At 45.2% G+C, this 11,555-nt stretch carries 13 protein-coding genes; 7 read left to right on the top strand and 6 right to left on the bottom strand.

The genetic code is table 11. The annotated features are described in order from the left end of the window. Positions 1-69: 69 nt before the first annotated feature. Complete coding sequence (locus BCT11_RS03045; RefSeq protein WP_102387054.1) at positions 70-963, bottom strand: cation diffusion facilitator family transporter; 894 nt, start codon at positions 961-963, stop codon at positions 70-72. A 175-nt stretch (positions 964-1,138) separates the two neighbouring features. Next, positions 1,139-2,017 (bottom strand): LysR family transcriptional regulator, encoded by an 879-nt coding sequence (locus BCT11_RS03040; protein WP_038869630.1) that lies wholly within the window; start codon positions 2,015-2,017, stop codon positions 1,139-1,141. A gap of 172 nt (positions 2,018-2,189) precedes the next feature. Between BCT11_RS03040 and BCT11_RS03035 the strand changes: the two genes are divergently transcribed. Further along, a complete protein-coding gene (locus BCT11_RS03035; protein WP_042605292.1) occupies positions 2,190-2,765 on the top strand; it encodes a methyltransferase domain-containing protein in 576 nt (191 codons plus the stop codon). A gap of 63 nt (positions 2,766-2,828) precedes the next feature. Here BCT11_RS03035 and BCT11_RS03030 read toward each other — a convergent pair whose 3' ends face one another. Further along, entirely contained in the window at positions 2,829-4,799 is a 1,971-nt protein-coding gene (locus BCT11_RS03030) for an acetoacetate--CoA ligase (RefSeq protein WP_102387053.1), read from the bottom strand. A 221-nt stretch (positions 4,800-5,020) separates the two neighbouring features. On the opposite strand from BCT11_RS03030, the gene phhA reads away from it, so the two are divergent. Further along, entirely contained in the window at positions 5,021-5,815 is a 795-nt protein-coding gene (gene phhA / locus BCT11_RS03020) for a phenylalanine 4-monooxygenase (RefSeq protein WP_029789929.1), read from the top strand. Next, positions 5,805-6,143: a 4a-hydroxytetrahydrobiopterin dehydratase gene (locus tag BCT11_RS03015; protein WP_102387052.1), complete on the top strand. Its 339-nt coding sequence runs from the start codon at positions 5,805-5,807 to the stop codon at positions 6,141-6,143. Before phhA ends, BCT11_RS03015 begins: the two co-directional genes overlap by 11 nt. 235 nt (positions 6,144-6,378) lie before the next feature. Here the strand turns inward: BCT11_RS03015 and BCT11_RS03010 are convergent, their stop codons facing one another. After that, positions 6,379-8,136 (bottom strand): choice-of-anchor I family protein, encoded by a 1,758-nt coding sequence (locus BCT11_RS03010; protein WP_198593902.1) that lies wholly within the window; start codon positions 8,134-8,136, stop codon positions 6,379-6,381. Positions 8,137-8,363: 227 nt separating this feature from the next. Between BCT11_RS03010 and BCT11_RS03000 the strand changes: the two genes are divergently transcribed. Next, the gene (locus BCT11_RS03000; RefSeq protein ID WP_039976149.1) at positions 8,364-8,708 is read left to right on the top strand and encodes a HopJ type III effector protein; all 345 of its coding nucleotides are present in this window, start codon (positions 8,364-8,366) and stop codon (positions 8,706-8,708) included. A gap of 52 nt (positions 8,709-8,760) precedes the next feature. Here the strand turns inward: BCT11_RS03000 and BCT11_RS02995 are convergent, their stop codons facing one another. Continuing rightward, entirely contained in the window at positions 8,761-9,069 is a 309-nt protein-coding gene (locus BCT11_RS02995) for a cysteine-rich CWC family protein (protein ID WP_102387051.1), read from the bottom strand. A 161-nt stretch (positions 9,070-9,230) separates the two neighbouring features. Here BCT11_RS02995 and BCT11_RS02990 point away from each other — a divergent pair, with 161 nt between their 5' ends. Genes BCT11_RS02990 through BCT11_RS02980 form a run of 3 tightly spaced genes read left to right on the top strand, consistent with a single transcriptional unit; the run spans position 9,231 to position 10,432 of the window. Then, complete coding sequence (locus BCT11_RS02990) at positions 9,231-9,929, top strand: DUF3313 domain-containing protein (protein ID WP_102387050.1); 699 nt, start codon at positions 9,231-9,233, stop codon at positions 9,927-9,929. A gap of 3 nt (positions 9,930-9,932) precedes the next feature. Beyond that, the gene (locus tag BCT11_RS02985; protein ID WP_005433583.1) at positions 9,933-10,148 is read left to right on the top strand and encodes a DUF3820 family protein; all 216 of its coding nucleotides are present in this window, start codon (positions 9,933-9,935) and stop codon (positions 10,146-10,148) included. A 41-nt stretch (positions 10,149-10,189) separates the two neighbouring features. Next, complete coding sequence (locus BCT11_RS02980) at positions 10,190-10,432, top strand: hypothetical protein (protein ID WP_020195304.1); 243 nt, start codon at positions 10,190-10,192, stop codon at positions 10,430-10,432. A gap of 162 nt (positions 10,433-10,594) precedes the next feature. Here the strand turns inward: BCT11_RS02980 and BCT11_RS02975 are convergent, their stop codons facing one another. Further along, entirely contained in the window at positions 10,595-10,933 is a 339-nt protein-coding gene (locus BCT11_RS02975) for a hypothetical protein (protein ID WP_039976158.1), read from the bottom strand. Positions 10,934-11,555 lie beyond the last annotated feature (622 nt).

The raw sequence follows: 11,555 nt of genomic DNA, 5'->3' as shown, positions 1-11,555 counted from the left end.
GCTTAAGTGAACTACATTGCCCAAGATTGGGAGCTTTTCTTTTGAGTTCTAATGATTTCTGGTGGTGCTCTAATACGCGACGTTCAATTGTAATTGAAGCTTGAATCTGTGCTTCGATAGTCGCTTAGTAAGCTGCTTACGAGTGTGCTCTAGCGTATCAAGCTCTAGTGTGTCGTCATCCACATGCACGTCCACATTTACTCGTAGCTCTTGACCAACTTTAGTAACGCCAGCCAGTTTCAATTGGTGCTCAGTCACTTTTTCGATGTCTGAAACGTCTTTACCAACGCTCTGACACAACTCTTTGCTTGGTGTCATCATTAACAGTTCGCGTAGGGCACCAACTAGCATATCAAATGGTACTTTAAGGAAATAGAAGCCCATCAATAGCATCATCATTGGGTCTGCATAGACGGCGTAGTGGGCGTATGGTGTTAATGATACTAACCAAGCAGCGATAAAACCTGCTGTAACAGCAACACTTAAAAGCGTATCCATTTGCCATTGTTTTTTCTCAGCTTCGATTAAACCTGACGAGAAGCGACGACTTTTCTTCGTCATAAACCACCAAGCGTAACCACAACCAACCACGTTAACTACACCGAAGATAGTTGCAATAGAAGCATCGACCTCTCGGCCGCCTGACATCAGCGCGGTTACCGCTGAGAACAATGAGAAAGCAACCACAATTATAATAACCGCTGCTTTGATAGCGATAACGATAGGTTCAAGTACAGCTTTGCCGAAAGGAAAAATAGATTTTGATGGCTTGCTGATGTAGTAAGAAGCTGCCAGTGACAATAAAGTTAACAGCAGACTGACCAGAGAATAAACACCGTCAAATACGATGACGATCGACCCAACAAGCAAGCCAAGTACCATCCCACCGACTGCAAACCCAGAAGCTAAAAGGGCTGAGAAGGTTAAGATTCGGTTTTCGTTTTTGCTTGTCCTGTCACACATAAAATATGCCTTTTATTTCTACACCCTTACATTGTTCTCTTCTGGGCGAATTTAAGCAAATTAAAACTGCGTGACATTTAATCGATATGAGATGGTTCTTTGGTGGTTTTCTTATTATTCAGTGACTTATGTTTACTTCTTTCTGTCAATATATTTGACGCTCAGTGAAATATGTTTAGAAGTCGAATAAATACTCGCTTAATTTATCAGCCAGCCAACTCATTGCAGGGTGCTCTGTTTGCCCGTTTGGCACAAACATACAGTAGTCCTCTTGCGTCAAACCATAGGTGTGTTTGATCACTGCAAGTTTCTGATGTCTCAAATAATGTCGGATCAAAGGCTCTGGCAATACACCCCATGCGTCTTCTTCCAAAATGGTGTTTAGCATGTAGTCAAAACTGGAAAAACCAATATATCGAGTAGAAAAGGGGTGGAGTTCCGGGTTGTCTTTTTCATTCAAGTACACCATCAACGCTTGCATCTGGTTACGCAGGTCTTCATCGGTTACGCGGCGCATTTTACTCAGTTGGTGATCAAAGCCACAGACCGACATCATTCGAATTTTGCCTAATGGATTGTAGACAATATGCGGGTCGTCAACACGTTCGTAGTCTACACCAAAAGCAAAATCGACTTGTTGTGTACTGACTAAATTTGAAAGGTCGCCACTGGAAGCCAATATCAAGTTGAAGGTGGTTGAGGGGAAGCGATTATTGAGTGTGTGAGATAGCTCTTGCCATAATTCATCAGGAAGGGAGTCATCACGTGCGACCCAAACTTCTGCGTTGAACCCATCAGACACTAGAGCGCAGGTTTTCTTGATACGTTGAGCTGTAACAAGCAGGTTTTCGCAATCTTTATAAATCGCCTTTCCTGCTTCAGAGAGCATGAGTTGATTGCCCGTGCGAAGGAACAACTCAACATCTAAGTCTTTTTCAAGTGCCTTAATCGACATGCTGAGTTTGGTTCGATTGCAGTCTAATTGGCGTGCCGCCTCTGAGACGGAACCACACTCGGCAATGGTACAAAAAGCTTCAACTTGAGCTAAGTTCATGATTAGACGAGACCTAAAGTGAAATGGTAATAACGCGCAGTACGTCGGAATTGACTTTCTAATGGTAAGAAAGATTATCGAAAAAAACACGGATTCGCCAGATAAGTCTATGGTGTTTTAACGGTTTTGCGGTAATCTATGGGGGTTACAAGAAGTGAACATGGAGGCCACGATGGCACAAGATTGGGACGGCTTAGCAAAGAATTGGGAATCAAACCCAGCAACAGAACAATTTGCTCAGTCGGTGTTTGCACAGTTACAACAGCTTACTCAGCTTGATGGCATTAAAGTATTGGATTTTGGATGTGGGACTGGGCAGTTAAGCCAGCTGTTGTCACCATCCGCTAAAGACATTGTGGCATTGGACGCGTCCGAAGCTATGATCGAAGAGCTCGATAAGAAAGAACTTGTAAACGTTGAACCGGTAGTGGATGTGTTAACCCGTGGTTTGGTTGCTCAACATCCAGCGTTTCGTAATCAGTTTGATCTTGTAGTGGCATCTTCTGTGCTTGCATTCATTGATGATTTTGAAACCGCATTAAAGATTTCGCATTCATTACTCAATAAAGGTGGCTATTTTGTTCACTTCGATTGGGTTGCAGATTCAGCGAAAGAGGGCTTCACTCTAGCGAAATCAGAGAATGCACTTATCAAAGCAGGCTTTGCTGAGGTAGAAACGAAGAAGGTCTTCGAAATCACATCAGACGGGCACACAATGTCAGTATTAATGGGCGTAGGTCGCCGTTAATCTCCGATAAAGAACATAAGAAAAGCGAGCTATTTAGCTCGCTTTTTTGTTTCCTTTGATTTGCTAGACAAACGTGAGTTGTCGAATTTCCTCTAAAACGTCCGGATTCGCAATCGCACCTAAGTTCTCAACTTCCTTACCATTTATGACTTGTTTGACTGCAAGTTCTACCAACTTTCCTGAGCGTGTTTTAGGGATGTCGCTGATGGCGAAGATTTGGCTTGGCACGTGCCTTGGCGAGCAGGACGTTTTGAGGCGCGACTTAATCTCTGCTACTAACCTGTCATCTAAAGTGACACCCGAAGCGGCCTGCACAAACAGCCAGATTTGCTCATTGCGATCGACCTCTTTACCTACAGCGATAGAATCGACGATACCGTCAATGGCGTTTACCTGCTGATAAATCTCCGCTGTGCCGATGCGTACACCGCCAGGGTTCAACAATGCATCGCTGCGACCGTAAAAAACGAACCCACCTTTGGTGCTGCGTTCGACATCATCACCGTGATGCCAGATATCATCGAACTTGTCCCAGTACGCGTTGTGGTAACGCTCGCCGGTATCATCCCAAAAGCCGACAGGGAAGTTAGGCAAGGAATTGGCGCAGACTAACTCACCGCGCTGTTCATTGACACTTTGACCCGGTGAGTCGAACACTTGAACATCAATACCCAAGCCAGCGTACTGACACTCACCACGATAAACAGGCGAGATAGGGTTGCCTAATACAAAGCAGCCACAGATGTCTGTTCCGCCAGAAATAGAAGCCAAGTGCAAGTCCTGTTTGATGTGTTGATACACGTAATCAAACTGTTCTGGATAAAGCACAGATCCAGTAGAGCAGAGTGTTCTTAAATTAGGGAGTGAGTGATCTTTGATGGGTGACAGTCCGGCTTTTTCTATCGCTTCTAGATACTTGGCGGCAGTGCCAAAGAGACTCACCTCGGCGCGCTGAGCTAAATCCCACAACACATTAGGTGCTGGATAAACCGGGCTACCATCGAAAATCACCAAGCACGCGCCACTCGCTAGAGCAGATACGTGCCAGTTCCACATCATCCAACCACAGGTTGTGTAATAAAAGACGCGATCTTTAGGCTGAATATCTGAATGAAGTTGATGCTCTTTAAGATGATTGAGAATCGTACCACCAACAGAATGCACGATGCACTTCGGTTTGCCAGTTGTGCCGGACGAATAAAGCACAAACAGCGGGCTATTGAATTCCACGCGAGTGAAATGCAATGGAGCAGGGGAATACTGATTAATGATGTTTTGCCAATCGTGAGTACAAACATCGCATTCGAATACATGCGGTTTGAGGTAACCGATCTGGCATACTTGTTTCAGTCCATCAAGATGATCTGCGATGTGATGGTTCTTCTCTGACATATCGAAAGTTTTGCCGTTGAAGGTATAACCATCGCAGGTGAAGAGAACCTTTGGCTTCACTTGCCCGAAGCGCTCAATAACGCTTTCTACGCCAAAATCTGGGGAGGTAGACGTCCAAGTCGCGCCTAAGCTGGTGGTAGCAAGCATTGCTATAACGGTTTGTGGCATATGTGGTAAATAGCCTGCAACCACATCGCCTTGCTTGATGCCACATTCGACTAACCATTGCTGAACGCTCGAGACCTCGTCACAAAGCTGTTTCCATGTGTAAGTCTGTTTGTCGCCGCGTTCGTTTTCAAACCAAATCGCCAGCTCATCCGCTTGTTGCTCTGCCAAACTGAGCAGGTTCTCTGCGTAGTTAACTTGAGCTTGAGGGAACCACACGGCATCTCGATTTTGCATTGGTGATTGCCAACGGCTTTCACCTTGCGCTTTAACGGTATCGCCTTGCGTGCCAATTAGGTCGCAAAACTGCCAAACCTCTTTCCAAAACTGCTCGTTATGCGCCAAAGACCATTGGTGCAAATCAGAGTAGTTTTTGAGCTCGAAACCTTGTCGATTAATGTGCTCGATAAACTGCGTGATATTGGCTTGCTCGATTCGATCTTCCGTCGGCTGCCAGACTTTGTTGCTCTCGCGCATAGCTCCCTCTGTAACAAAGTTTTAACGTTTTCAGTCTGATGTGAACCAGAAATAAAGTCAAACTCGTTGGAGAAACTGGCTCCTTATGTATATCAATGTGTTAGGCGTTAATGTAAAGAAAATGTTACACCTAAATTTTGAGTGGAAAATGGTCAGGGGATTGGAAGGACAAAAGAGTGTAGATAGGCTTAATGTAAAGGATTTGTTAACGGAGATGTGCGATGACTCAGTATCATTCAAAACCCGTCGATCAGGATGGAAGGGTGGAATGGAGCCATGAAGAGGATGCCATTTGGCGCGACTTGGTAACAAGACAAATGAGCGTGATTCAAGACCGTGCATGTAGCGCTTATCTGCATGGACTCAAGCTACTCGATTTACCACATGACCGCGTGCCACAGCTGCCCGAAATCAATCGTGTTTTGATGGAAACAACGGGCTGGCAAGTGGAGCCAGTACCTGCATTGATCGACTTTGATCGTTTCTTCAATTTGCTTGGAAATAAACGCTTCCCAGTCGCGACATTTTTGAGAACGCGAGAAGAGTTTGATTACCTACAAGAGCCAGATTTCTTCCATGAGATTTTTGGTCATTGTGCCATGCTCACCAACCCTGATTTTGCCGCCTTTACCGAGCACTACGGACAGCTTGGACAAGCCGCGACACCAAAGCAGCGGGGGTACCTTGCGCGTTTATATTGGTTTACAGTCGAGTTCGGTTTGGTTCAAGAGGGTAACAAAACCAAGATCTACGGTGGCGGCATCCTTTCATCTCCGGGAGAAACCATCTATTCATTGGAAAGCGACATCGCGATTAGAGACGAGTTTGACCTGCAAACTGTGCTAAGAACCCCTTATCGAATCGACATCATGCAGCCGAAATACTACGTGATTGAAGATCTGTCCCAGCTTTTCCAAATTAGCCAACTGAATTTATTGAAACAAGCCGATCTAGCGATTGAAGCCGGATTGCTTCCACCACTTTTTGAACCAAAGGAACCTGCTCATGTTGAATGAACAAAAATGCGAAGCTTGTAGTATCGATGCCATTGCACTTAGTAAAGACGAACAACAGTCTTTGCTGCTGCAATTATCTGATTGGCAGATCATTGAGAGAGATGAGATTCCGCAACTTGAGAAGGTCTACAAGTTTAAGAACTTCAAGCAAGCGTGGGCGTTTAGCAACAAGATTGCCGAGCTTGCAGAAGATGAATTCCATCACCCATCAATCTTGCTGGAGTGGGGCAAAGTGACCATCACGTGGTGGAGCCATTCTATTAAAGGCCTTCATAAGAACGACTTTATCTGTGCTTCGAAGTGCGACACATTGGCTATTGAAGAGTAAAGCCGAGTGATTAAAGAGAGATTCCGGACATCTCGTTCCTCACTTCCGGAATGACGTTGGTAGTGTGGGGTTACTCGGAACTGCAGGATGCCTTTGCTAGGCTAGCTTCCGTCATTCTCGAGAGCGACGAAGGAGCGAGTCGGGAATCTCAATGCCAAACAATGCTAACGCGTTATAAAAAGCGCCCGGACTTAAGTTAGGGCGCTTTTTGTTTTATCGTTTTGAAGTTCGAGAATTAAAGCTCGATTCGAAACACAGACGTCGTGCCTGAAACTTCATTGCCTACTGCGATAAAGTGTTGTCCGTTACGAGCAAAGTAGTTGATTGACTCTGGCGCCAAATCACCTGCTTTTGGATTGTAAGTGTCGTTCGCGCATTCGCCATCTTCCACTTTCGTGCAAACCGGTTGGCTGTAATCACGACGGTTTACGTAATGCAGGAACTGTGCTTGCTTCGGGTCTGTGATGTCATAAATCATGATACCGCCTTGACGCTCCAAGCCGATGAACGCGTAATGGCGACCATTGATTTGTGCTACTTCAATCGCCTCTGGCTCAATGCCTTTGTCATCGCTGCGGTCATCGCCACTGTCATTGCTATCGTTGGTGCTGTTGAAGTTCTTACCTTCATTCATTAATGCGATGGTCGCGAAATCGTCACCACTATCGAAAACCAACTCACCGTTTTCATCCCAAATAGAGAACGAACGCGCACCAAAGGTTTGAACATTGTCTTGTGCAGAAAGCGTTTGTTCTGGCTTAATCACTTTTAGACGCGCGAGTTGTTTGTTGTCTTTTAGTGCCTTTGCCAGCGGGTGGTCTGCTGCGACTTTCAGCTTCTTACCGCGCACTTCGTCAATATGGCTTAAACAGGTGCCTTGCTCAGAAGTATATTCATCTGTACCGAGGTAATCGTCTTCATCCCACTTGAAGCCCGCTTGGTCACATAGAGCTTGTGTTGTTTTGAAGCCATACTCACGACCGTCCCCTTCGTTGGCAGAGAGGATGTAAGTTTTGCCATCTACCGAGTAGCTGTCGAGGGTATCTGGCATGTACAGACCAACCAGTTGAGGGTAGCTCTTAAAGTTGCCAATGATTTTGTCTTTGTTCGAAGCATCCAGTTTTGAATCAGACCAAGATTTCTCGCCCAGACCCACAATCTTCTCTACCGATTTGCTCTCAGGGTTTACGATTGCCATTGCATTGTTCTCTTGCAGTGCAACGTAGATTTTTCCATTGTCTGCAAAAGTGAGGTATTCCGGTTCTAGATCTTGCGCCACCGTGGCATTTGGACCAGAGATTCGAATATCAGCAGGTAATTCAGACTTACGTGCACCATCAAACTTATTGAAACCAATCTGCGTGACTTCTGCTTGGTTTACGCCTTGGCTCAAGTCGATCAATGTGATGCTGCCCTCTGGATCGACACTGTAGTCACCATTTGGCTCACCTTCGTTGGCTGTCGCAATGTATCTGCCGTCTTTTGAGAAGCCGACCATGTCTGGCAGTGCGCCAGTAGGGAAGGTGGTGATCAGCGACAAATCATCCGAGCGGTACAAGCCAACAATGCCATTCGTCTGCTTATTGCTGTTTTCAATTGCAACAGCGACTAAACCATTGAAGACTGCAACGCTGTTTGCCGCACCAATGTCAACGCCTGCGCTGTTGAGATCGATGAATGCGGTTTGCGTTGGTGCGCCGTTGTCATCCATAGAAAGTACATCGACACGCTTTGCTTGGGCGTTGACCACGTAAAGCTTGTCAGTACACGCATCATATTGAACGATTTCTGCTGCCGATGTATCGAACGGTGCGTCAGCGATAGACGTCCCCATAAAGGTCAAACCTTGGATGGATGTCTCCCCAGCAACAGGTGCTACCGATGCTTTACATTGGGCAGCAAACGAAGAGAGAGAATCGTCAGGTTGAGATGAACATGCGATGGCAAGTGAAGATAATGCCAATACGCCTATTGCCTTAAATGGGGTGGTCATGATATTTCCTTATTAAGCAGATACAATGTTGCTCAATGCACCTAAATTAGATATCTATTCATTCACTACAACAGTGAGGAATAGTGCATTGATTGATGTGTTGTTAGGGTCCGAATATATTTATGATTTATGACTCTTATATTGGCTTTTGATGAAACAAATGTGTCAGTTTTAATCTGAACGTATGTCGAATACTTAAGATGAAAAGGCACTAGGAACTAGAAATAATGGAACTTAAAGAATTTTTGGATGCGCTAGCGGCATCACCTGAGACAATCGAATTTGAAACGACAATGGCAGCGATTGAGGCAAACTACGCGTTTACGCCAGCGGCTTTTGTGAATGGTGAAACGCAGAATAATGCGGGTGAGAATAACGGCTCGTGCAAGATCTTCGCTTTTGGTCAACTGAATAACTTAAGCAAAGAGGCAACGTTAGCGTGTTTTGGTCGTTTCTACCGTGAAGATGTGCTGGCGCACCCAGAGAACAACGACCATCAAAACATTCGTAACTTTATGGTGACAGGCTGGGATGGCGTGAAGTTTGAATCCCAAGCGTTAGCGCAGAAATAGCGCGCTAATAGTCTCGATTTCAATGACAAGCCGGTCAGCAAAGGACGACTAACTAGGTGACTGGCTTTTCCTCCAAACATTTACGACATAAACAAAGTTGTCCCGCTTCTGGCTTTGGTAGATCTCTGGTCTCAATATCAAAGCACCAGCACGTCTCTTTCCCCGCAGCAATATCGCAGTGCGCCTTCGTGCCACATTCAGGGCAAGAGTGGGTTGAATCATTTCCAACCAATTGCTCGATGATCGCGTCTCGTTGAGCAACAGACTTATCTTTCCACTGCACGATTTCTTCCATGGTTCGGTGACAGCCAGAACAGATTCCGCCGTTGTTTTTACAGGCTGCGCGGCAAGGTGATTTCATTATTTTTCTCGTTATGCTTTCCAGTAAGCGGCGTACTTTAACATGAAATGATACTTCGCGAATCTCAATCCTTGATTCAACGAAATATCCATTAAGTGAATAAATACTGGTCAAATTTATATGGAATGATAAACTGTATACTCAAAGTTTGAGGAGTTGGTATGTTTAAGTCATTGGTTGAGCGCTTGTTTAAGGCGACGGTTGTTGTAACTCTGGGGTTCATCTTGAGTGGATGTGCAGGTGGTCCCGTCGTCAGTGCGACGAAATTCACCAGTTATGAAGATTTTCGTCCCGGACCAGAGGGTGGCGTTGATCTTGTTTGGGCCAGAGTTGGTTTGCGCGATGCTACTCGATTGAAAGAGAAAATGGATGAATACGATAGCGTGGTGATTGACCGAGTAATGGTTGTAGTTCAAGAATCTGAGCTCGATGATGAAGAAATCAATGAATTGACGACTTACATGGTTGAGCAGTTAAAAGCGCGCATCTCACCGGTCAAAAAGATTGTCGACCAACCCGGTGAAAAAACACTTCGCTTGAGCATTGCAGTCAGTAATGTAGAAACGCCTAACCCTCTTCTTGCGGTTACCTCAAGCATTCTTCCAGTTGGTTTAGGGATCTCGACCATCTCAAAAATCACGACAGGAGAGCACACTAATGTAGGTTCTGCGACGGTGGAGTTACTGGTGAGCGATTCTGAGAGTGATGCGCCTTTGTTCGCCGTGATTGATCGTCAAGCAGGAAACAAAGACTTCTCGACTATGATTGACTCTTTAGACGATGCTAAAGATGCAATTAACTGGTGGGTCGAGCGCTTGGGTGTTACTCTTAGCCAAGATTTATCCCAACAGACTCCGTAGTATATGTTAGAAAAAGAAAACCTTATTAAACTCGCTCGAATGCAAATGCCGTTTGGCAAATACGCTGGGCGTGTTCTTATTGATCTTCCAGAAGAATACCTACTCTGGTTCGATAAAAAAGGTTTTCCGGAAGGGGAGCTAGGCGAACTGCTAAAGCTCTGCCTCGCACTTAAAATTGAAGGCTTGGACAGTGTTGTTAAGCCTTTAAAGCGCATGTAACCTGCCACAGAAACTCCCTATTTTTGATTTAAAGAATTACCATGAATTTTGATATTAATGCACTGAAACACCACCAGCTGGTCGAAGATGGTCAACTAGAAGGGTGTTACCTTCATCAACCTGCAAAGGGCAGTCAGCAAGATGACAAAGCGGTTTTGGCAGAACGCCAAGCGTTGGAAAAGATGGGGTACAAGGTGATACAGGTTCAAGCGAAAGGCGGGACCACAACGTTTGCCGAAGCGATGCAGGAGTTTGCAAAGAAGACTGGCCACCAGCCTCAGTAATAAGCGGATTCAACCGATTCAACTACCTACCACTTTTCTCGCAATACCCCCGGCTTCATACAAAAGAGTCAGACTATCAAGCTGACTCTTTTTTGCCCCATTCCTTGCAAGCAATACTGCTCGCTAGTTCACCGCAGCATTGCCTTTCTCGTGGAATAATTTTCAGTTCATTCGGGTAATAAAGGTTTGCTCATCATCCACAAAAGCGACAAACCCGCCGTGATAGATAAACACTCGCCCGCGTCCCTCGACTAAGCATGCTAGCTGTGGGTTCAAATCTTCTTCGTTATCTTGGCTTTCAAACGTGCCAGTATCCGTGATTACACCGTTGAGTGCAGGCAAATATCCATAAGTGCGTTTGGCTTGATCAATCAGGCTCAATTCACTGTCGATAGAGAAACAAGAGGGGATCGCACCAGCGTCTTCGATGAATATAGGTTTCAGTTCTTCAAAAGCTGTAATCACCAGCCAGTCGATGCCGTTTACATGATGGATAAACATAGAGTTGCTCGATAGTTTTGATGCGGAGATTCTATCACTATCAAGTACAGAACGTAGTAGAAATTTAGTTGTTCAAGGCGATAATTCTGTGCTACTTCCTGACATTCACCATGCCAAGTTGAGACAGGTTTCTGTCTAATATTAAGTGGCCATAACAAGCATACAGAGATCTCTAAAAAGCCCCGTATAGGCCAAGGCTGTCAAGCGGACTATAAGGGGCAAACAGAGCAACTAGGATCACTGCTCTGCGATGGTGTCTGGAAACGACAATTAGAAATCGCCTCCGAGATAAATTCTAGGAATTTCTTATCTTGTTTTGTCAGCGAAATGTCACGACTGGTTACCATGCAGACAAGCTTATTTTTTATTTTTGAACAATAGCTTAGAAAGCCAGCGGGCATTGTAGGAATGGGCTGAAATGCCTTACGGAGGGTGCAAAAAAGCTCGCGATATAAGCGCAATGTAGATCAGATAAGGATCGGTTGACCGATCCTTCTGCTGAGAGATAATCGGAAGCCTGTTTCTAGGCTTCCGATTTTTTATGTCTATCCAAAACTGTTTTGCCGATTTCCTCGAAGAAAATCCTGTTGATGTAGCTCAACTCACTACTTTCTCTGAACAT

Origin of the sequence: Vibrio sp. 10N.222.52.B12 (assembly GCF_002875385.1) — a bacterium.
Taxonomy (GTDB): Bacteria; Pseudomonadota; Gammaproteobacteria; order Enterobacterales; family Vibrionaceae; genus Vibrio; species Vibrio jasicida.
The sequence above is the reverse complement of the archived record's forward strand: the minus strand, read 5'-3'. Positions and strand labels throughout refer to the sequence as shown.